The 22,922-nt window shown below is 47.4% G+C and carries 16 protein-coding genes and 1 pseudogene; 3 read left to right on the plus strand and 14 right to left on the minus strand.

All coding sequences use genetic code 11. From position 1 onward, the window contains the following. Positions 1–410: 410 nt before the first annotated feature. The 3 genes and pseudogenes from ACY2VW_RS09370 to ACY2VW_RS09380 all read right to left on the minus strand — a co-directional run bounded on the left by ACY2VW_RS09370 (position 411) and on the right by ACY2VW_RS09380 (position 2,324). On the minus strand, positions 411–788 hold the full coding sequence (locus ACY2VW_RS09370) for a response regulator (RefSeq protein WP_461877885.1): 378 nt from the start codon (positions 786–788) through the stop codon (positions 411–413). 83 nt (positions 789–871) lie between these two features. Next, positions 872–1,696 (minus strand): annotated as a pseudogene (locus ACY2VW_RS09375) (recombinase family protein); the annotation flags it as partial. A 472-nt stretch (positions 1,697–2,168) separates the two neighbouring features. Further along, entirely contained in the window at positions 2,169–2,324 is a 156-nt protein-coding gene (locus ACY2VW_RS09380; protein ID WP_461877886.1) for a hypothetical protein, read from the minus strand. Positions 2,325–2,924: 600 nt separating this feature from the next. Between ACY2VW_RS09380 and ACY2VW_RS09385 the strand changes: the two genes are divergently transcribed. Further along, entirely contained in the window at positions 2,925–4,622 is a 1,698-nt protein-coding gene (locus ACY2VW_RS09385) for a carbon starvation CstA family protein (protein WP_461873567.1), read from the plus strand. Between the two features lie 459 nt (positions 4,623–5,081). On the opposite strand, the gene ACY2VW_RS09390 is transcribed toward ACY2VW_RS09385, so the two are convergent. Continuing rightward, positions 5,082–6,410: a sedoheptulokinase gene (locus ACY2VW_RS09390; protein WP_461877887.1), complete on the minus strand. Its 1,329-nt coding sequence runs from the start codon at positions 6,408–6,410 to the stop codon at positions 5,082–5,084. Between the two features lie 196 nt (positions 6,411–6,606). Here ACY2VW_RS09390 and ACY2VW_RS09395 point away from each other — a divergent pair, with 196 nt between their 5' ends. Beyond that, the gene (locus ACY2VW_RS09395) at positions 6,607–6,738 is read left to right on the plus strand and encodes a hypothetical protein (protein ID WP_461877888.1); all 132 of its coding nucleotides are present in this window, start codon (positions 6,607–6,609) and stop codon (positions 6,736–6,738) included. Positions 6,739–6,955: 217 nt separating this feature from the next. Here the strand turns inward: ACY2VW_RS09395 and ACY2VW_RS09400 are convergent, their stop codons facing one another. From ACY2VW_RS09400 to ACY2VW_RS09430, 7 genes are all read right to left on the minus strand, one after another. Then, a complete protein-coding gene (locus tag ACY2VW_RS09400; RefSeq protein WP_461877889.1) occupies positions 6,956–8,818 on the minus strand; it encodes an ABC transporter ATP-binding protein in 1,863 nt (620 codons plus the stop codon). 2 nt (positions 8,819–8,820) lie between these two features. Continuing rightward, positions 8,821–10,629 (minus strand): ABC transporter ATP-binding protein, encoded by a 1,809-nt coding sequence (locus ACY2VW_RS09405; protein WP_461877890.1) that lies wholly within the window; start codon positions 10,627–10,629, stop codon positions 8,821–8,823. Positions 10,630–10,728: 99 nt separating this feature from the next. Beyond that, positions 10,729–11,391 carry a sensor histidine kinase gene (locus ACY2VW_RS09410; RefSeq protein WP_461873571.1) on the minus strand — a complete coding sequence of 221 codons (663 nt, stop codon included), beginning with the start codon at positions 11,389–11,391 and terminating at the stop codon, positions 10,729–10,731. A gap of 5 nt (positions 11,392–11,396) precedes the next feature. Further along, positions 11,397–12,095, minus strand: a complete 699-nt coding sequence (locus ACY2VW_RS09415) for a LytR/AlgR family response regulator transcription factor (protein ID WP_461877891.1) — start codon at positions 12,093–12,095, stop codon at positions 11,397–11,399. A 4-nt stretch (positions 12,096–12,099) separates the two neighbouring features. Beyond that, the gene (locus ACY2VW_RS09420) at positions 12,100–12,594 is read right to left on the minus strand and encodes an HD domain-containing protein (RefSeq protein ID WP_461877892.1); all 495 of its coding nucleotides are present in this window, start codon (positions 12,592–12,594) and stop codon (positions 12,100–12,102) included. A 153-nt stretch (positions 12,595–12,747) separates the two neighbouring features. Beyond that, the gene (locus ACY2VW_RS09425; protein WP_461877903.1) at positions 12,748–13,623 is read right to left on the minus strand and encodes a phosphoribosylaminoimidazolesuccinocarboxamide synthase; all 876 of its coding nucleotides are present in this window, start codon (positions 13,621–13,623) and stop codon (positions 12,748–12,750) included. A gap of 206 nt (positions 13,624–13,829) precedes the next feature. After that, positions 13,830–16,937 (minus strand): glycoside hydrolase family 2 TIM barrel-domain containing protein, encoded by a 3,108-nt coding sequence (locus ACY2VW_RS09430; RefSeq protein WP_461877893.1) that lies wholly within the window; start codon positions 16,935–16,937, stop codon positions 13,830–13,832. Between the two features lie 227 nt (positions 16,938–17,164). Between ACY2VW_RS09430 and ACY2VW_RS09435 the strand changes: the two genes are divergently transcribed. After that, entirely contained in the window at positions 17,165–18,034 is an 870-nt protein-coding gene (locus ACY2VW_RS09435; protein WP_461877894.1) for a helix-turn-helix domain-containing protein, read from the plus strand. Here the strand turns inward: ACY2VW_RS09435 and ACY2VW_RS09440 are convergent. The 3 genes from ACY2VW_RS09440 to ACY2VW_RS09450 all read right to left on the minus strand — a co-directional run bounded on the left by ACY2VW_RS09440 (position 18,020) and on the right by ACY2VW_RS09450 (position 22,867). After that, a complete protein-coding gene (locus ACY2VW_RS09440) occupies positions 18,020–18,556 on the minus strand; it encodes a nitroreductase family protein (RefSeq protein ID WP_461877895.1) in 537 nt (178 codons plus the stop codon). The two genes, ACY2VW_RS09435 and ACY2VW_RS09440, sit on opposite strands and share 15 nt — an antisense overlap. Before the next feature lie 20 nt (positions 18,557–18,576). Beyond that, the gene (locus ACY2VW_RS09445) at positions 18,577–19,113 is read right to left on the minus strand and encodes a DUF3877 family protein (RefSeq protein WP_461873577.1); all 537 of its coding nucleotides are present in this window, start codon (positions 19,111–19,113) and stop codon (positions 18,577–18,579) included. Between the two features lie 196 nt (positions 19,114–19,309). Continuing rightward, positions 19,310–22,867, minus strand: coding sequence for a penicillin-binding Tp47 domain C-containing protein (locus tag ACY2VW_RS09450; protein WP_461877896.1), 3,558 nt, complete (start codon positions 22,865–22,867; stop codon positions 19,310–19,312). Positions 22,868–22,922: the final 55 nt, after the last annotated feature.

Here is a 22,922-nt window from a genome sequence, read left to right on the forward strand (position 1 = left end):
ATGAATTTGGCACAAAACATTACAAAGGAAAGTGACCCTGTACGACAAAAACATTATACAACGAAAAAACACTGATTGGTAGACTTCATCAATATTTTTTGATTTATTTTGAAACTTTTTCTGTTCCAACAGCAGATACCCTGTTTCTGTTGATATTATCCATACTGGCTTTGGAATCCGCGCATTCCATCCGTTTTCTTTATCAGCATTTTTTATCCGGGGTAACAGAAAAATCACTGAATGTATTTTATTATGCATGTTCCTATGCAAAAGTTGATTATTCCAGATTTATGAATACCACTGCCCGGATTGCTTTGAAGCTGATACCGGATTCATTACAGACGCAACCGGTATTTCTGTGTGTTGATGATACAATGGTATCTAAATTTGGCACAAAGTTTGAAAACGGTTCAAAACTGTTTGACCATGCTGCACACAATGGTTCCAACTATTTGAATGGACATTGCTTTGTGAGCGTCATGCTCTGCGTGCCCGTCTGGAACCACGATAAGGTATCGTACCTTTCTGTTCCTCTCGGTTATCGTATGTGGCAGAAAAAAGCTGTCACATCCATTTACTATTTTTTGTCTGTTCATAAATGATTTTTTCACCTTTTCAATATCCAAAGGTTTTGCGAAATGTGCATTCATTCCTGCTTCCAAACATTTCTGTGCATCTTCCGCAAAAGCATTAGCAGTCATTGCAATAATCGGAACTGTGCCTGCATCTGGTCGATTTAATGCTCGAATTGCTTTAGTAGCAGTTAGTCTATTCATTACCGGAATCATGATACGGTCAGACTGAACTTGTCCGTATGCTCCAATTGGAAAATATAGATATGACCAGTGAATCTCTGGTAAAAATCGAAAGAGGAATTATAATGGCTTTTCTTATCCTTGAAGTGCTTTCTGGTCTTGAAGTTCACTGTATGCCCAAGATACTCCCTTTTCTTCAGAATCCCTGCAACAGTGGAAGAACCCCATCCATACGGATCTTTGATTTCCTCTACCCTGCCTTTCCATAATCCGGCATCTTTCTTTGCCATATGAACTGCCGGTATTTCGACTTTATCCTCTTTCAGTATCCGGGCGATCTGGTATGGCCCGTATCCGTCCATCGTCATGTGGAAGATTCTCCGTACAACTGCCGCCGCTTCTTCATCAATAATCCATATATTCGGATCGTCCTTATCTTTCAGATAGCCATACGGTGTTGTACTTGCCACATGCTTCCCTGACTTGCCCTTTGCCTTAAAGGTTGATTTAATCTTCTTGCTGGTATCCCTTGCATACCACTCATTCATAATATTTCGGAATGGGGTAAAATCATCATCCTCACGGAAGCTGTCCACGTTCTCATTGACTGCGATCAGTCGGACGTTCTTCTGCCGGAGCAGTTCCATGTACTGCCCTACTTTCAGATAATCTCTTCCCATTCGGCTCATATCTTTTATCAGGATCGTCCCAACTTTCCCGGACTCCACTTCTTTCATCATGGCAAGGAAGCCAGGGCGGTCAAATCTTGTGCCTGAGATTCCATCATCTGTAAAATGCACCAGATTGGTAAAGCCATGCTCTTTTGCATACTGCTCCAGAAGCTTTTTCTGGTTTGAAATACTGTTGGATTCCCCATTTAATTCATCATCACGACTGAGACGTTCATACAACGCTGTCATGAATCCCTGTGTCTGTGCCATTCTCTGACGCCCTCCTTTCTTCGTTTTTCCGTTCCTGTTTTCATCCCATATCCGTTCCTGTACCTGGTTCTGATGTTTCCGGCACGTATTTCCAGAAGAGACATGCAAAATGCACATTCAAATCTGGTATCACTATGGGCAGGCTGTTCCGTTTTCAAGGTTCGTGTAAGAAACTTCAAAAATCCCTTTACACGAAACCCATTGCCCAGCTACACTTTTACAGTGCGCCTGACGGAACTTTTTGGTTTTGTGTCATTCTGAAATGCTCCTTACACTAATTACATGTCTGGAGTGCCAAAAGGTTGGTATGTTTCAGAATGTTTTTAAAAAAGTACAATTTTGTGTTTTGAGTAAAAAAATAAGCCTCAAGAGACTTTTTAATCACGTTGGAGCTCCAATTCTAAAAAAAATAGTGATTAAGAAGTCTCTTCAAGCTTATAACACCATTAATTGCATAATCGGTAATCAGATGTCATTCATCCGGAACATTAAAGTTCAGAATCGAAGCACATCCTGCTCCCTCTACTGTTTTCCAGCACCACAGATTATAACCGGCGTGGTACTCGGAAAGAATCTCATACATCGTTGTCTGCCATGCGTGCTCATTTCTTCCTCCTGTCTCGCCCATCCACAGGCAGATCTCCTGTTCCCGGCAGGTACGGAGAACGCTGGCAAGAGAAGCTACCTCCGGAACAACCATCTCATACGCATGAAGAAGATTTTTACTATTTTTAGGGAAAAACACGATATTTTTTAAAAAATTGCTTGACAAACCGAAAAATGAGACTATAATGCAAGTTGTTCCAAAGAAAAAAGGGATCAGAAAAAAGCAATGAGCAGGACAACATTTTTCGGGTGAGCCTTTGCAGAGAACCATCGGCTGGTGCGAGATGGCAGGTATCCCAAAGAACAATCCCCTGTGAGCTGTACAGACGAAACCAGAAATGGAAAGTAGTCCGGACCGGCCTCTCACCGTTAGCAGAGAAGAGATTCACCGGAAAGCATATCAAATTATTTCGGGGATCTTGTCTGAGTGATCGACCAAAAGAAACAGCCGATAATTAGAAGTGGTAACGCGGAGCGTTTTTTGAAAGCTTCGTCTTCTTGCATAAGTCAGGGAGACGAAGTTTTTTTGTTTCCAAGCATACCAACACAATTGCCTTTTCTTTTTCCATTTGGAATCCATGTAAACTGGAAATATCATTTCAGAACGAGGAGGAATTTTATTATGAACACGTTGGTTATTGTACTGATCGCCGCCGTATGTCTGGTAGCAGGTTATACCTTCTACGGAAGCTGGCTGGCAAAGAAATGGGGCATCGATCCCAAAGCAAAAACACCTGCCGTTGCAAAAAATGACGGTCAGGATTACGTCCCTACCGATGGATGGACCGTATTCGCCCATCAGTTTTCTTCAATCGCAGGTGCAGGCCCTGTCACCGGTGCCATTCAGGCCGCTGTCTTTGGATGGGTTCCCGTCCTTTTATGGATCCTGATCGGCGGTATCTTCTTTGGCGCTGTTACCGATTTCGGTGCGCTGTATGCAAGTGTCAAAAACGAAGGAAAATCCATGGGACTTCTCATTGAGAAATACATCGGCAAAACAGGAAAGAAACTGTTTCTTCTCTTCTGCTGGCTCTTTACACTGATCGTTATCGCCGCCTTTGCCGATATGGTTGCTGGAACATTTAATGCTTACGAAACGGTTGACGGCGTCACAAAGCTTTCTGCCCAGGCAACTGTAAACGGCGCTGCCGGAAGCATCTCCCTGCTGTTTATCGCTTTTGCTGTTGTCTTCGGACTGCTCCAGAAAAAACTGCAGTGGAAAGGCTGGAAAGAAATGGTACTCGGCCTTGCCTGCACCGTTGCAGCCTTTGCAATCGGCATGAATGTACCGCTTGTAACAAGCAAAGCAACCTGGACTTATCTGGTATTTGCCTACATCTTTCTTGCCGCTGTCCTTCCGATGTGGCTTCTGATGCAGCCGCGTGACTTTATGACAACCTTTATGTTTGCCGGTATGATCCTCGGCGCTGTTGTCGGACTTGTTGTTGCACACCCGAAAATGAATCTTCCAATGTACACCGGTTTCCACAATGCGACATCCGGAGACCTGTTCCCGATCCTGTTTGTCACCGTTGCCTGCGGTGCCGTTTCCGGATTCCACAGCCTGGTATCGTCTGGAACCTCTTCGAAAACCATTGCGAATGAAAAAGATATGCAGAAAGTCGGATACGGCGCCATGGTTCTGGAAAGCCTGCTTGCCGTCCTCGCCCTCTGCGTTGCCGGTGCAGCTGCTTCTGCAGACGGTACGGCCGCTGTCGGAACTCCATTTGCCATCTTTTCTTCCGGTGTTGCCGGATTCCTGGAAATGTTCGGCATCCCGGTTTACGGCGCACAGTGCTTCATGACGATGTGTGTATCAGCGCTGGCGCTTACCAGTCTTGACTCCGTTGCACGAATCGGCCGTATGTCCTTCCAGGAACTGTTCACTGTCGATGATATGGAGCATGCCGCCGGATGGAGAAAACTGCTCTGCAACAAATATTTCTCTACCATTGTTACCCTGCTCTGCGGCTATATCCTGACCCAGATCGGATATGCCAATATCTGGCCGCTGTTCGGAAGTGCTAACCAGATGCTGAGTGCACTGGTTCTGATCACCCTCTGTGTCTTCCTGAAAGTCACCGGCCGTGAAAACAGAACCCTGTTCCCGCCGCTTATCATCATGCTCTGCGTCACCTTTACCGCTCTGGTAGAGCGTGTCATCGCACTGGTAAAAGCGTATGGAGCAGGAACCGCTGTCTTCCTCGTTGAGGGACTGCAGCTCATCATCGCCATTCTGCTGATGGTTCTTGGTGTCATCATTGTCATCAGCTGTGGAAAAGAACTGTTCCGGAAGAAAGCGGGACAGGAAACGAAATAACAGCTATGTTTCCATGAAACCTTCGTAATTGAAAACGCCGTCTGACTGCAACAAATCAGACGGCGTTTTCAATTACGCGTTTTACATGCTAAAATCTTTTTCTTTAAGCGTTCCGTTTCCATAATCCGTTTTCTAAAAATAGTATCCCTTTCCGTAACCTTGTTCTTCTAGTATATACAACGAATGGCGCAGATGCAACTAAATTACGTGCGTGTAAACAAAAGCAAAATACTCCAGCCTGTAAAACACAGACCGGAGCAAGAAAATTGTATTCCATATTTTATTGCCTGTTTATAGCAAGACCCGAAAATAATGCAAAAAATTCAGCACCGCAGAGCGTGAATTACTGCGTCACAGATTTTCGTCGTACCCCGGTACGCCTTCAAATCTGTTCCTTGCAATTCGCGCTTTGCAGCACTGCCTTTTTTGCATTATTTTCGGGTCTTGCTATAGAAAAAATCAGAAAAAGCTGCTGACTGCGGCTCCGGCGGCGGCCTCTTCTTCATACTCTGCCAGCGTCAGTTCTGCGCCGAACATTTCTTTCATGATCTCGCAGAGGACAGGATTCTTCCGCAGCCCGTTTCCAGATCCAATCATATGCTCGATTTTAATTGCAGTTCCCGCATGGATCGTCTGATACATCGTGTAGAGTTCTCTGCTCATTCCTTCCAGAACTCCGTAGACAAACAATTCCGGCGTAAAATTCTCTGCTGTCAGATTGGTAATGCTTCCCGTCTGCTCCGGGTGGACTCTTGTTCCGTCAAACGTTGTTTTAATCCGAAGTCTCTGCTTTTCTTCCTGCCCTGCATGAACTTCTTTCCCGGCTCTTGCCAGCTGCTCCATGGTCTGATACAGAGGTTCATCCTGTCCGGCTGCTGCTTTTACGAAGTTTCGGAAGAAATGTTCCAGCAGCGCATAGGCTTTTCCTCCGCACAGGGACGATCCAGCAAGAAGATACGTTCCGTTCAGGAAAGGTCTTGCTTCAATTCTGTCTGCCGTAAAATACTGATCGGAAAGCACCGAAATCTGTCCGCCGGTTCCCATATTGATCAGCAGGGTATTTTTCTCCGTTCCGGCTGATCCGAGAAAGCTCGCCTGATTATCACCGATAGCCGTGGTCACCGTGCGGTTTCTGTAGGTTCCCAGAATTTCGATTCCCATGCAGACATCTGGAAGCCATTTTTCTTCTACGCCCATCTGATGCAGTTCTTCTGTCAGAAAGCAGTTTTTTTGTCCGTCCCAGAATCCGAAACTTGCGGCATTGCTCGCATGCACCAGCGCTTTTTTCCTTCCGGTCAGCTTCATGCCGAAGTAATCCATGATGGTACAGAGACTGACGGCTGTGTCTGGCACCAGAATGTGCCTTAGATTATAAATATGCGTAACCAGTCCATAGCCGGAGGCCGCCAGGATGTGACAGGTCTGCTGAATTTCTTCGACCAGCGAACTCTTCTTTTCTTCACACAGATTTCCCCTTGCATCCTGCCAGGTATACAGTGGACTGACACCGTTTCCCTCCTTGTCAATATAAACAATCCCATGCATCTGTCCCGTAAGTCCGATTCGTTCCACGTCCGGGTATCTGTCCAGAAAATCATCCAGCAGCTCCCGGCTTTTCTTTATAATTTTCTCCGCATCCTGAATTCTTTCCCAGTCCTTCACTGTTGGAAGAAAACTGCCGTTTTCAATTGTTTTTGCCTCAAGAACTTTTGGCTTTCCCGTATCTGTTTTTTCCAGAACGACACCGCTGAGGGTCGTTGTTCCAATATCAATTCCGATTGTTTTCATGATCAGTCCGCCTCTCCCATGTTTTCTGTTTTTTAATATACAACAGGAACTATTTGACGTCAATAAGGATATCGAATGCCTTTTTTGACCCTTAATGTGTAATTTTTGTATTTTAACTCGGTGATTTTTTGCTCAGATCAACACCGCTTATGATGTAATAGGTATATCAGAACGTATGGGAAAGGAATCAAGCGTTATGGCAAAAACAGAAAATCATATCTATCGTGTCGATCCCGATGGATTTATGATCTTTATGAGCCACTCGTACAGAATCCTGCTCCCGGTGCAGAAATCAAGGCGGAGCAGATCACCGGACCGGTTCTTTTGATCAACTCCAAGATGGATAACATGTTTGTGCCTATGTACCTGCCGAGTGCACGGCTCTTCAAAGGCGACCGCGGAAAGAACAAAGAAAAGGGTCTCAAAGCCCGTTTGGATTTCCTGACAAAAACACTGGAATTTGTTTCGAAATGGTAAGAAAAAAAACAGCAGTAAGCTTCATCTCCTGCATTGGGATGAAAATTGCTGCTGTTTTCTTTTTCATATTATTCTGTATAATACTGTGCCTGCGCATTCCAGAGCTCGTAATACTTGCCTTTTGTATCCGCGATCAGTTCGTCGTGGGTGCCCTGCTGGATCACAGCCCCATCCTGGAACACGGCGATCTCATCGCAGAATTTACAGGAGGACAGACGGTGTGAAATATAGACGGCTGTCTTGTCGCCTGCGATTTTGTCAAACTTTTCATAGATCTCAGCTTCCGCAATCGGATCGAGCGCGGCGGTCGGTTCATCGAGGATGATAAACGGTGCATCCTTGTACAGCGCGCGGGCAATGGCAATCTTTTGTGCCTCGCCGCCGGAAACCTCCACGCCGTCCTCGGACAGATTCTTGTAGAGCATCGTATCCAGCCCTTTTTTCATGGATGCCAGACGGTCGCCGAATCCTGCATCCACCAGCGCCTTTTTCGCCCGCTCCCTGTCATATTTCATACTGCCCGCCACGTTATTGCCGAGCGGCTGGCAGATGAGCTGGAAATCCTGGAATACTACGGAAAAAATGTTTCGGTAATCGTCGTATTTATACTTGTGGATATCAATTCCGTTCAGAAGAATCTGTCCTTCCTGCGGGTCATACAGGCGGCATAGAAGTTTAATAAACGTCGTCTTTCCGCTTCCGTTTTCCCCCACAACAGCAAGACGTCTGCCGACCTTGAATTTCAGATTCACATGGCGTAAAGACCAAAGTTCCGAACCGGGATAGCGGAAGGATACATCCCGGAATTCTACCTCGTAGCGCCGATCCGAACGTTTCTCTGTCGTCAGGCTGCCCTGATACATCGCATTTGGAATATCCAGAAATTCGAAGGTTTTTTCCAGGTACGGGGTATTCGTTTTCAGAGTACCGATCATATCCGTGAGTGCAAAAACATTCGAAACCATTGCCGTAGCTGCACCCACATACTGGGTAATGCTGCCTACATCAAAGGCACCGCCCAATGCTTTTAAGCAGGTAAATACGTAGATCATACCTGTAGTGAGCGTCGTGATCCCCATTCCCAGGCTGGTGTATATGCCCATTTTCCCCTGCGCCGATTTACTGAAAACACCGCGGACGCCAAAGGAGGAATTGCATTTCCAATACGCACGGATCAGCCGCTGCTGATCATTCATGCGAATGTCCATACTGCGCTTCGCATCTTTCCCGACAAATCCGAAATGACTGAACAGCCGGTTGCCAAACGTTGCTTCCTCTGCAAAATCGCTCCAGCATTTCATAGACGCTGCACTGAGCCTTCCGGCAAAAATACTGATCACCAGGATTCCTGCCGCCAGAATCACCACAAACAGCGGATGGTTCAGTACGGTCAGCCATTCCGCATCCTCTGGTACGGGAGACAGAAACAAACTGACCGTCAGTGTCATGCCGCCCAGCAGTCCAAGAACGCTGGTCACTGCGCCGGAATAGACACGCTCAGTCCGCATCAGTCCCCAGGATGCCCAGTTTTCATTCTGCCGGATCTGCTCCCGAAGGTCATGATTTTCCTGCTTATCCAATTCCGCATAATCAAGCTCGAACATTTTATGGATGAACAGAATTTCTTTCCGTCCGTAGAGGTCATTGAGCAGTGAATGATACCTTCTGAAAAGCATTGCTTTTGCAATTGCACCAAGACCCGTACATACCACTCCGGCGAAAACCCATTGCCACAGAATTTCTGCACGTCGCAGAACAGCCAGCTCCGTCAGAATTCTGGCGGAAAAGAATACGGTTACATACGGCAGCACAGCATCAAAGATGCAATACAGCGTCAGGACATGGAAAAAGGACGGTGTCACTTGATGGAGTTCCCGGACTGCACGCAGGTGCATCGCGGCGGCATGCCGCATCGTTACGTTTTCTTTCATTTTTAGAATTCCTTTCCTTCCTGATAATAGCGGCTCTGCACCTCAAAGAGTTCTGCGTATGCACCGCCCGCTGCCAGCAGGCTTTCATGCGTGCCTTCCTCTTTGATTCCGCCGTCTGCAACAAAAATAATACGGTCACAGAACCGGGTCGACGCCAGACGGTGGGAAATAAAGAGTGATGTTTTTCCTGTCGTCATCGCACTGTATTTCTCATAAATATCGTTTTCCGCAATCGGATCAAGAGCAGCAGTCGGCTCATCCAGAAGCAGAATCGGCCCGTCTTTGTAAAGTGCCCGTGCCAGCATCAGCCGCTGCGTCTGTCCGCCGGAGAACAGGATTCCATCCAGATAAACCTCTCGGCCCACATGTGTTTTCAGACCCTGCGGCAGTTTTTCCATCATCGATATCAGCCCTGCTTTTTCCAGGCAGTCGGTAACTTTGTCATAGTCGATATTCTCTGTCGTCTGTGCAACTTGCTCTGCGACGGTCACATCCAGCACGGAAAACTCCTGAAACACGGCGCTGAACAGTCCATAATATTCTCTGCGGTTAAATGTACGAATATCCTTCCCGTTCAGCAGCACGGCGCCCTGCGTGGGATCCAGAAGGCCGCACAGGAGCTTCACCAGAGTCGTTTTTCCGGCACCGTTCAGTCCGACAATCGCCAGCTTTTCACCGGGATGAACCGTCAGTTTCATCTCATGAATCGTATCCGCATCAGCACCGGGATAGCGGAACGATACCTGATCCATTTTCAGTTCATACGCTGTTGCTTTGGGAACAGTCTCTCCCTTTTCAAACAGGAACGGTTCCGGGTAATCCAGAAATTCACGGACACGGGAGATATCCAGACTTTCTTTCTGCAGTGTGCCGAGTTCCCGCAGAATGCCCATCACCCACTCGGTAAAGGTTGTGACTGCGGTAAAATACAGCAGGAACGAAGAGACACTTAAGCCCTCGTTCAGTGTCATGTTGATCAGATACACATAGGCAATACCGTTTCGTATCATAGTCATCACCACTTCCGTCAGATCTGCCAGCACTTCCACCCGTTCACCGCGAAGCGTAAAATCCAGATAGAGATTGTGGATCTGATCCAGCAGTTCATTCATCCAGTTCTGCAGACCGAAAATACGGATGTCTTTTGCCAGTTCCATCGATTCTGCTTTTAAACGGATGTAGGATTTCTTCTGATAATAGGCTTCTTCCTCTTCCCGGTGCCGGTAGCGCCAGTTGTTGGGATACAGGGATACGAGAAACCCGATCGCACAGGTGGCGATGATCACCAGCAGAAGGACTGGATCCATCCGGGACAGAATGGTCAGATAAATCAGCAGACCGCCCACATTTTTCAAAAGCTGTGTCAAAGTTTCCCATATATGTTCCGTGGCCTGCTCATTGCCCTCGCAGGCCAGATGCGCTTTTTCCCGCAGTTTCAGAAAGAGGTCGCTTAAGGTATTGGGATACGAAGTACCGCTGCATTTTTCCGCAATTTTTCCGATAATCGCCGTGCGGACATCGACCCGCGGGAACAGTGTGTTTGTTTTTACATACTCTTTGCATCCCTGTACCAAAAACAGTGCGGCGGTAAAGATACCAATCGTGACCAACAGATCCTGCACGGATGTTTTCTGCTCCACTTTTGCGAGCACCTCCGGCGCAAGATAGAGCTGCACCAGGTTCAGCAGCACTTCCAGCACTGCGGTCACCACACAGAAAAGCAGGACTCTTCTGCTGCTGTTCCATGCCATTTTTACCATCCAGCCGATATTTTGGACGGTGTTGTATTTTGGTTTTTCTTTCTTTTTCATTTTCTCACCTCGAGTGTATGTTTTACCATAAAAATTCGCCCCCGGATCATTCTGGGGACGAATTGTCATTTTCTGGTGATGAACTGCAGATTTCACATATTACACCTGCGGGAGCAGGATTTCTGTTGTGAAGGCTCCGTCTTCGCTGTTGCGGCTGATGTAGCCGTCGAGCCGTTCCACAATCGCATCGATCCGCACAAGGCCGAATCCATGGCCTTCGCCTTTCGTACTGCGGAACAGTTTCCCTTCCTTTTTCATCTTTTTACCAGCCGTAAAGTTCGTGAAAGAGATATAAAGCTGCGTATTTTTCATATCCATATATACCCGGATGAGGCGCTGCTCCTCCGGGAGCTTCAGACTTGCCTCGATGGCATTGTCAAAAAGATTTCCAATGATGCAGCACAGGTCGATTTCCGAAGATTTCAGCTTTACGGGGATGTGTGCATCAGCCACGACTTCGATTCCTTTTGCTTTGGCAAGCGAGATTTTTGAATTAAGAATCGCATCGGTCATGGAATTGCCGGTTTTGATTACCGTATCCACCGTCGTCAGGTCTTCGTCCAGCAGATCCAGGTAATGCTGAACGGCATCCCAGTCTTTGGCGGCCGCATAGGCTTTCATCGTCTGGATATGATTTCGATAGTCATGGCGCCATCCGCGGATCTGCCGGTACATATTGTCAACTTCCCGGTAATGTGTTTCGATCAGTTCGTGCTGATAAGAATCAATCTGTTTTTCTATTTTTCTGGAAAAAAATCCCATCTGCTTTACCTCATGTTGATGATTGCCCGGTTCAGCGGCTCGTAAGCACCTCTTGGCAGGGGCAGCACGGTTTTATCGCTTAAGTGTATTTCTTTTCTGGTGACACGGCTGATACAGGAAAGATTCACAATACAGGAACGCCCCGCCCGGTAGAACCGCTCATCGAGCTGCTTTTCCAGCTCACTCAGCGTCATTTTCACGGTAACGTCGGACAGTGCGTGAACTGTCACGTAGTTGCCGGACACATTCGCATAGCGGATCTGATAAATCGGAACACGTACCATTTCTCCGCCGGTCTCAAAATTCAGAACCTTTTCATTTTTCGACAGCTTCTCCACGGCACGATCCAGCACCAAGCAGAGCTTTTCTTCTTTGACCGGCTTCATCAGATAATGAAGTGCCGCCACTTCGTAGCCTTCGGAAATGTAATCGGAATAACCTGTGATGAAGATGATCTGCACGGTATCGTTGCTTTGGCGAAGCTTTTTTGCCATCGTAACTCCGTCCATTTCACCCATTTCAACGTCCAGAAGCAGAATATCGTAATCACATTCTTCGGCATAGTGGAACAGGAAATTTTCGGCGGAAGGAAACGAATCGATCTGTACCACATGCCCGGCAGATGATGCCCAGCGCTCCACCATATTCCCGATATATTGTCTGTCTGCCTCTGAATCGTCGCAGATCGCAATTTTATACTTCATAGTCTTATTTATTTTCCAGAAACATACTCTTTAACAGCCGCGTTCCCGTTTCCGTCCGAAACACCTTGCCGCAGAAATTCTCAATCACCTGTTTCGAATATCCGCTCTCCCCGGCATTGACAAGGAAATCGGCTTCCAGCAGGATCTGGTAATCCATTCCCTCCACATTGGTGTAGGTATGATGATGGGTAACCAGCCATGTAATGCGGTCGACATCCAGTTCTCCGGCAGGCACATCTTTGAAAAATTCTGCAACCAGCGGTGCGCTCTCCTCTTCCTGATGTTTTCCGCTGGCGTTTCCGTATTTCTCGCGGCACAGCGGGCAGGCGATATCATGGACAACAGCGGCCATTTCCAGCGTTTCCTGTGTTTTCGGATCCAGGCCTTCTGCCTCACCGATGTTCTTTGCATAGGCCCATACTTTCAGAAAATGATAAATGTCATGAATATTTCCTTTGTAAAAATCTGTCATTTTTTCAACTGCAGATGCAACTTTCATCTTGTGTTTCCTCCTTGGTATACTGTCTTTCTCCCTATTATATCACATGTTTCCCGAATATGAGTATCTGATTATCTTCCGATATTATCAAAAACTGCGCAAAAACAGGAGGCAGAATCTGCCTCCTGTAGCTTTTTAACACTATAATATTCTTTATGCCAGCGGTTTTCCAGTCAGCATCTCGTATGCCTGAAGGTATTTCTCGATGGTCTTGTCCACGATTTCCTGCGGCAGGGTCCAGTCGTGGTTTCCGTCGTTGGCTTTGAGCCAGTCGCGGGCGAACTGTTTGTCGAAAGACGGTTGGCCATGGCCTGGCTCGTAGCCGTCTGCCGGCCAGAAGCGGGAGCTGTCCGGAGTCAGCATCTCGTCGCCGATAACGATGTTTCCGTTTTCATCAAGGCCAAACTCAAATTTGGTGTCTGCGATGATGATGCCTTTGCTTAATGCGTAATCTGCGCATTTTTTATACAGAGCGATGGTGTAGTCGCGGAGCTTTTCTGCGTACTCAGCGCCTTTTCCCGGGAAGTATTTTTCCAGGTGAGCGATGCTCTGCTCATAAGAGATATTTTCGTCATGATCCCCAATTTCAGCCTTGGTGGACGGAGTGTAGATTGGCTCAGGCAGCTTGTCGGATTCTTTTAATCCCTCCGGGAGCTCGATGCCGCATACTTTTCCGGTCTTCTGATAGCTTGCCCAGCCGCTTCCTGTGATGTAACCACGGACGATACACTCCAGAGGAAGCATTTCCAGCTTGCGGCACATCATGCTGTTTCCGTCAAATTTCTCCTGCTGGAAAAATTCCGGCATGTCTTTTACGTCTACAGAGATCATATGATTCGGAAGGATATCCTCGGTCAGGTCAAACCAGAATTTGGACATCTGCGTCAGAACGGTACCCTTTTTCGTTACTACATTGTTCAGAATAACATCGAAGCAGCTGATGCGGTCGGTTGCTACCATGATCAGGCTGTTGCCGTTATCATAAATCTCGCGTACCTTACCCTCTTTGATTGGCTTTAATTCTTTCATCATGAATACCTCTTCTTTTCGTATTGGATTGTGAACGGAACTGCACCGGATCCGGTGAAATTCCTTTGACACTTTTACCCTACACCACTCCTTATAAATTGTCAAGTATTTATTATTATTACTACTAAATAAAAATAGTCAAAAAGCGGGCGGCTCCCCGCCTTTTTATGGAAAAGCCGCCCGTTGTATCTGTTTTTATACGATTTTTATGCGAAATGGAACCGGAAGGTATAACTGTATCTGCCTTTGCATACACGGTACTCCGGATGAAGGTTCTTCGTCCAGCCGGTATCTCCGCCAAGGCCTGCGTGAGCTGCATCCAGCATCAGCCAGGTGCCGGTGGTCTCTTTCGGAAGCTCCTCTTCATATGCAGCTTTCCGATACGCTTCCATGGAATACGGCAGGGCACTGAAATGGAAATCATCACCGCCTACAACCTGAATGGTATGTGTTCCATCGGAAAGAACGGCAGATCTCGTGTCCTCATGGCCGCCGCACTCACACGGTACCACGAACGGAACGTGCTGTTCTGCCACGGTCGAAGTGTAAAGACCCGTCAGTGCTGCGTCTTTTCGGTCTGCATACGTTTCCCACGGTCCTTTTCCGTACCAGGTCAGCGTATCGAATGATGCCGGAAGGCGGAAGGACTGACCGACTCTTGCGATTGTCTCAAGACCGCTGTTGTTTACCACTTCATTTTTCAGTTCCATGCCCTCACTGCCGATGCGGTACAGCGTCTGAACCGTAAAGAGTACGGCGTTGTCCGGCTCTGCGGCGTAGGAGGCCTGTACTTCAAGGAGTATCTGATTTCCGGCGCTGACAGCAGATACGGCCTGCACTTCTTTTTTCAGTCGGTCCAGGCCTTCTGCACGCCAGATGTCATCGTAATCGCTCTCATGGGTTCCCTCATCAATACCGGTTGCAGCACGGTAGAACTCGTCTTTTCCGCCGGTCATAAAGGAAACACCCTTTGTCTGATACTCGGTAAATTCACCAGTCTTTTTATCGAAGACAATTTTTGTCTCCTCACCGGTGATGACAACCTGATTTTCATCTTCTGCCACGGTCAGCGGTTTCTCTGCGATTGCTTTTTCCTCTGCCAGATAAACACCTGTGGTAACCGGAATCTGACGGCGGTATACTTCTGTTCCGGCCGGTGCATAGAAGGTATCATTTGCCAGTTCAATATAATAGTTCACATACGCCTCTCCGTGCAGCTCCTCCGGAAGCTCCGGCATCGGAAGCGGCTCTGTTGTTCCTGCTGCAGTGTGGAATGCCGGATAGCTGCCTTCTGCGACTTTTTTACCATTCTGTATGATCTCATAGCGCACCTGAAGATGGGAAAGATCAAGGGTATGATACCGGTTTGCCAGCACCCATGCCGTCTCACCGGTATATGGATTGCGTACCTGCTCGATCGTAACCGGAGACTGGCCGTTTCGTACCTCATATGCGCCCGGTTTATAGGAAAGATCCGCAAAGACAACGCCGTTCAGGCACATATCCGGAACCGGATCAGTCACATCCTCGCCGAATGCTCCGCCGTAGCCGTATTTGATGCTTCCGTCCTCTTTGTGGATGGCAATCGCTTTGTCTGCAAAATCCCAGATAAAGCCGCCCTGGAAACGCGGGTATTTATTGACGTAATCCCAGAATTCCTTGAAGTTTCCATTGCTGTTGCTCTTTGCATATGCATACTCGCACATGATGAACGGTCGGAGATCGGAATCGTCTGCCATCACATCCTCGAGCCAGCTCATGGTCGGATACATCGGGCAGATGACATCGGAAATGTTTCCTTTCGGGTTGCCGGACTCATACTGAACATATCTCGTCTTGTCGTATTCACGGATCCAGCCGTGCATGGCAGCATGGTTTGCGCCTGCGCCGGATTCATTGCCAAGAGACCACAGCACGATCGATGGATGGTTCTTGTCGCGCAGTACCATTCGGGTTGCTCTCTCCAGATAAGCGGCTGCCCACTCTGCGGATGCACTGAGCTGTCCGCCGTAGCCGTGTGTCTCAAGGTTTGTCTCATCGACAAGATAAATACCGAGTTCATCACACAGATCGTACCATTTCACGGAATTCGGGTAATGGCTGGTGCGGACAGCATTGAAATTCAGTCCTTTCATCACAGCGATTTCTTTTCGCATCTGCTCTTCGGAAACGGTACGTCCCGTCTCGGCACAGAAATCGTGGCGGTCGACACCGCGGATGACAAGGCGCTTGCCGTTCAGTGTCAGAACGCCGCGGCTGTTGATTTCCACCTGACGGAAGCCGACTTTGCAGCTCTCAATATCAACGGTTTCGTTCTCTTTGTTCTGCAGTTCGACAACCAGAGTGTAAAGATTCGGAGTCTCTGCGGTCCAGAGTGCCGGGTTCTCTACCGGAGCAGTTACGGTTGCAATGAATTTCGGCATCAGATAGAAGCCGCACTCCGCGAATGGTTTGGAAACCATCTCGGTTACTTTGTTCTGCTCTGCATCGTACAGGGATACTTTTGCATGGTATTCGCCGTACAGCGGTTTGGAGTTGTCCGGCCAGATCGTAACGGAAAGGGTGGCTTTCGTGTAATCCGGATGGGTAAACAGTGTCTCTGCTTTGTAGTCCAGGATGTGCTGCATCGGTTTCGATACGAGACGGACATCGCGGTAAATGCCGGACAGATGCCAGTAATCCTGGTCTTCGAGATACGTACCGTCACAGTAGCGCATGACCTGTACCGCGAGGGTATTTGTTCCCTCTTTCACGTACTCTGTGATATCGAACTCAGCGTTTACCTTGCTGTCCTGGGAATAGCCGACCTGTTTTCCGTTGACCCAGAGATAGAAGCAGGACTCGACACCTGCGAAATCGATGAGAAGCTGTCTGCCGACATAGTCTGCCGGAACTTCAAAGGTTCTGAAATAGCAGCCCGTCAGGTTTTTCTCCGGTACGTACGGCGCGTTCAGCTCGTAGGTGCCTTCTGTGATTTCAATTTCAAAGGCTTCGTCGTTGCCTTCCCGTTTGAATGGATACAGCATGTTGGTGTAAACCGGTTTTCCATAGCCCTGCAGCTCCCAGTTGGACGGAACCGGAATCGTATCCCATTCTGCGTGGTCGAAAGTTTCTTCATAAAATGCTTCTGCAGCTTCCGGTGACGGATACAGTTTAAATTTCCAGTCTCCGTTCAGGTCTGTTACAAAGCGGGATGCATTCCGGTCTCCCGCGAGCGCCTCCTCTACCGTCTCATACGCACCGTACGGCGTATGCATCGGATAACGGTTTTTCTGTGTTACATGCTGATTCTCCCAGTCTCTTGTCTGTCTCATGTTCTTAAAAACCCTCCTTATCTTTGTTTTTTGCATCTTCCGACTGCCTGTCTTCTTTTATCCAGATTGGTGTTCCTTTTTTGCTTTCCTGTGATATAATACATCTGTGGATTTCCAGAAGATTTATGCAGTTATCTTATGATTCAGTATAAAACACGGCACGTGGATGAGAAATAGTTGATCTGGTGTTTCTTTTATCCAAAATGGGAAAACAAAGGAGAGTTCATATGATACCGGAATATCTGCTTGCAAAAATTGAAAAGAGTGATGTTATCTATCGCTGTATTGGAAATGAAATGAAAAACGGGATTCTGGCGTGCGGTTTTATGCGGAAAGAGACGGCAGACCGCTCGCAGTATCATTTTTCGAATGAATATTACAGCTGCTTCGTGCTGCTGCGCGGGAGCGGGGAATATATTGCCGAGGACGGCACCTCCTGTCCGCTGCAGGCGGGAAGTCTGGTCCAGCGTCTGCCGGGCGTGCCGCATTCCACACGCGTAGACCCCGATGGGAAATGGCTGGAATTTTTTATCTCGATTGGGAAGCCGTTTTTTGAATCGTTCTGTTCGCTTTCGGTTCTGAACCGGGAGCCGGTGTTAAAGGCAGAGCTGCTTCCCGGCGATCTGGAACGGTATCAGAAGCTTCTGCAGTCGTTAAAGGCCACACCGGACAGTCTGCTGCCTTTGCGGATTCCGGAGATGGAAAAAGAGATTCTGCGCATGTACGGCTACCATGTGCACCCGGTAAATCTGCAGCGTGACCCGATTGAGGCCGCCTGTGATGCGCTCTCCCAGAATCTCGATGAGGAGATTTCTCTTGAGAAGCTTGCACGGTCACTTCAGATTGGTTATGAGACGTTTCGAAAAGTTTTTAAAAAACAGACCGGCATCTCTCCCGCGCGGTACCGCACCGGGAAGAAGATGGAGCAGGCTCGTATTCTTCTCGAAGGCGGCGTACCGATGAAGGAAATTGCCGGTCTGGTAGGATATGGTGATGTCTATGCGTTCAGCAAACAGTTCTCCCGGTTTTTCGGATTCCCGCCCGGAAAGTACCGTTCGCGTTTTCAGTCGGATGCGGCTGATTTAGAACAGTTTTAAGATATCATCCACGGTTTTGCGTTTTGGTTTGTCCGGGTTAATCGCACGATAGCCGACAGCGATGACAGCTCCGAGAAGTTCATTTTCCGGAATGGAGAGCGCTTCGCGGATGGCCTTCTCATTGCGGATACCCATGATCAGGGTGTCGAGGCCGAGTTCTCTTGCGCGCAGAATGAAGTTTTCGTCATGCAGGCCAAGATCGTAATAGCCCCAGCCGTTTCCGACTTCATTGTCCGGTGTTCCGTCCTGCGTGAAGCCGGAGCGGTCTTTTACGAATGTGGTTACGACAAGTACGGCTCCTTTGGAGCTCTTCTGATTGAATTCCGGAAGGCATTTTGCGGAAAATTCTTCGACTTTCTCCGGTGTTACAAGGGCATAGTACCGTGTTGTCTGTGAGTTTTTCCAGGACGGTGCCTGAATCGCTGCCTGTACGATCTCCTGGATCTGCTCTGCGGTTACGTGTTTCTCCGGATCAAACGCGCGGATGCTTCTTCTTTCTTCCAGCAGTTTTGTAAATTCCATGGTGTATATCCTCCTTTTATTTATAAAGCCTCGTAATCTTCCCGTGAAAAACGGTGATACGTCAGGCCGAATTCATTTTCTTCGACACAGTAACAGTATTCATCTACAGACGGGTCTGCAAAAGAAAATACATGGCCCATCTCATGCTCCTCGGATGCGTTTTCTTCCACGGTAGTATGCATTTTCTCTGCATAGGAAGAAAAGCAGTCCCGAACCTGTTCCATTGTGTTTCCAGGCGTTGTGATCACCTGCAGAAGGTTCTGTAAGAGCTCCGGGACAGGGATTTCCTGCTCGATGTAGGAACAGCCTTCCTCCGGGATTTCCACGCAGTAACGGTCTTTGACCGCTGATATGGCAAGGCTTCCCAGACGCGGCTGGACTTCTTGGCAGAATGCTGCGAGTGCAGTGTCCAGATCTTCTGTTTCGTTTAAAGAGAGGGAACGGCGCAGGGACTCCGCCGGGTAGTAGAGCTTCATCGTACCGCCTTCATAGCCGATCTTCACCTGCCATTCCCGAATCGTATCGGTAATATGTTTTTCCAACAGTTCTGCTGTCATATTTTTTTAAGTCACCTCCATTATGCTGCATGTGCCAAAAGCACAGTATTATCATCGCACGAATCTTCTTCTGTTTCAAGAAAAAATTTCTGTTTTTATCCAGAGAAACCCACAGCCCCCTCCGATCCAGATTTTCTGGCGGAGGGGGCTGTGGGTTCTTATGATCAGAAGAATTTCTCAGTCATTTCGTTCTGAATTACTCTTCATCTTCGTTTTTCTTTCTGCCGCGGAGTTTGAGTCCAAGTCCGCCTGCGCCAAGAGATGCAACTGCCATGCTTACCCATCCCCAGATGTTGGTCACATCGCCGGTCTTTGCATTATCGCTCTTCTTGGAAGTAGATGTATTGGATACATTGCTGCTTGCAAGCGGAGTCGAGGTTGCTTTCGGTGTGCTGGTCGGGGTCTTCGTCGGCTGCGTCGTTGGCGTTGTGGTCGGTGCAGTCGTCGGAGTTGTTGTAGGAGTAACAGTTGGAGTCTCAGTTGGGGTTACCGTTGGGGTTTCCGTAGGCGTAACAGTCGGAGTCTCAGTTGGTGTTACGGTTGGGGTTTCCGTAGGCGTCGGGGTTGGCGTATCTGTTGATGCTTTTACAAGTGCTTCAATAGCTGCATTCAGATGCTCGGTTGCCTCATCTACGGTTCCCTGGCTCTGCTTTTTCTCTAATGCTTCTTTTGCTTCTGCAAGCTCCATCTGCATACTTGCCCAGGATTCCGCTGTATAGTCAGCTTCTTTCAGTGCCTCCGCTTTTGCAATTGCCTCTTCCAGTGCTGTTGTGCTCTGTACCGGATCAGCGCCTACGATATTAGCTTTTGTCGCTTCAAAGGTATAGGAAGCATCTGCGTAGCCAAGTGCATGAATCGTAATCTTCCAGTATCCGGTTCCATCAGTTCCTTCCGGTAATGTGCAACGCTGGGAATCGGTAAGGCCAAGCTGAATTCCCATCACCTTATGCATCCAGTTATCTGCTGCAAATTTTGTGCCATAGGTTGCTTTGGCATTGGTATAAGTGGAATCATCCCCATAATAGGTCCAGGTTACGGTCTGCAGATTGGCAGCAAGATCGCCGTAATCGCCATTCAGATCTACACGAAGGAATTCTCCATAAGAACCGTTGGCATCTTTCACAGTCAATCCTACGGTTTCTGCATCCGGAGCTGTTTTCAGTGCAGTTCCTGCAATACCGGATCCTGTTCCAGTTGTACGTGCAGAAAAGCTGAATGTGCCATCTGCATTCTTCACTGCTGTTTTCAGTCCGTTCGTATCTGCAGTTACTTCTGCTGTCAGATCCGTATAATTCTGGAGTTTATTCTCTGTAAAACCACCGGAAAGTTTTCCTCCGTTTTCTACTACAACATATTTCTTGCAGAAATCTTCATAATCATCTTCTGAAACTTTTACAGGAACATATTTCAGTCCTTTTACTTCATAGTGATCAATCTGTTTCTTATCGTATGTTACTGTCTCACCATTGGTCAGAACGGCAGTTGTCACTCCTGTATAATATGCAACGTCATAGGTGGTGCCATCTTTCATATAGATAGTTGCTGCGCACTGGAAACTTCCTCTGTGCAGTCCGTGATTGGTGGTTGCACGAGTTACTGTGTCAAATGCGCCCTTATCATTCTCGTCATGACCATCTTTCTCTTCCGATCCTGCGTCGCTTCCTGCCGCCTGAACACCTTCAGCTGCCCAGTACTCTGCCCAGCTGAGACCCGCATATACATATTTGTATTCTGCTTCTTTCTTCTCATAGGTAAAGGAGAATGTTTTATAACCAGTTGCAGTCACTTCAATTTCAAATGTAGTTCCTTCTGCAAAAGCAGCTGCTGTCAGATCAAGCGTACCATCTTCTTTGATCAGAACAGTTTTCCGCTTTCCGGTTGCCGCATATTCTTTTCCATTTACTTTTACAGAAGTAATATTTTTAATATAATCAGCAAAGTCTTCTTCCGATGCATCCTCTGCTTTTACAAGTGCCGGAGCACTTCCTTTTCCATTGTAAGCAGCTGGCATTGCATCCGTATACAGTGTAAAGTTCTGTTGCAGATCTGCATAAACGCCTTTCTTATCACGAATGGTCAGGGTATACATTCCCTTTTTCGCATTTTCAGAAAAAGAAATGGTATTTCCATCTACCGCAAATCCGTCCAGGCCTTCTACAGAATATTCTGCATCATAGTCAGCTGGAAGTCCGGTAACTGTCATAGTTGTCTTTCCATCGGAAAGAGAAGCATCTTCTACAGATACACTTGCCTCAAATTTTGTCGGAACAAAAATATCATTCACCGGAATGGTGTAAATTCCCTTGCTGGTATAATAGGTAACCTTATTGATATGCTGTCCCATCATGCTCTTGTAATGTGCAGAGGAGGTCGGGCAGCCATGTACCTGTGTGGTAAATCCGGTTGACCATGCCAGCTCGGTTCCACGCCAGATATTTTCAACATGACGCATACCATAGTCATTTCCTTCTTTTGTGCTGACGATAACACCGTAGATCTGATCACTTCCAACATCAATGGTTTTCTCCAGTCCGTCAAGATCCAGCTGATAATCGCCATAACCGGATTTTGTCATGAATTCCGGCGATACATTTGTCAGTTCGGTTGCCGTTCCAACTGTTTTTCCAAAAGAAAGGGAACCGTCTGCGTTTACGGTTGCTTCTTTGTAGTAGGCAGGTGCTTCACTTAATACATAATATGCGTAATCTGTGTTCTCAAATAAAGCATTTTTTCCTGTATATGTCTGTGTAGATGTCTGACCACGTTTTGTTACGGTAATACTTACAGAATCAGAATCTGTTACCTTTTTAAATTTGGAAAGGTCCACACCTGTTACTTTAACAGGGAAGGTAATACCGTTGATCGCACTTCCATCTGCATTGGAATGATAAGAACCGCCGGCAAGGCTGGATGTTCTTGTTTTATTCTTCGTTGCAGAGGAGAAAACATCCACCGGAACAGCATTGTTTACATCTGCTGCATAAAATTTGTCATACGGAATGTTCATCAGAACATACGATACCTGCTCGGAAGGAGTCTCGGTTGGGATTGCGGTCGGTGTCGCAGTTGGAGTTGCGGTTGGGGTTGCAGTCGGAGTCGGTGCATTGACAAGGCCTTTTACTGCAGTATTCAGCGTATCCTTAGCAGTATCAACAGCACTCTGGGACTCTTTTGCGGAAAGTGCAGATTTTGCTTCGGTAAGAGCAGTCTGAACAGCTTTCCAGGAGTCTGCGGTGTAGTCAGCCTCATTTAATGCTTCGGCATCTGCGATTGCTTTTTCAAGAGCTGCGGTATCTACTGCTGCTGGGGTTGCTTTTTTTACTGCTTCAAGAGCTGCGTTTCTTACCGCTGTAGAAGTTCTGGTTGCAGTGGATACGGTATCCCAGTTCTCGATATTCGCAATAGTTGCTTCCTGTCCAAGAAGTTTTGTTTTAAATCCTTTGCTTTTTGAAGCTGCCTTGTTGAAATAAGACGCATTTTCTGTATTGTATCCAGTGCCAGGTGTTACTGCAATATCAGAAAATTTACCGTCTGCAACGGTAATTTTGACATTAACATCATATTCGTCCCAGGCATTTTCATCTTCATCGTCTTCTGCGGTTCTGGTAACGTGAGCAGTAGACTCATAAGTACCATCCGCAATCACACCGTTCGTGGAATCCGCCAGTACGGTTCCCGGGAGCAGACTCATGGTCATGGAAGCTGCCATAACGGCTGCTAATGATTTTTTCTGAAGTTCTTTTCTTTTGATCATAACTTCCTCCTTTTTCCTTTTCCACAGTTTTGCAGGAAAAACAGGGGCAAAACTG

This window comes from Fusicatenibacter sp., from assembly GCF_977045365.1.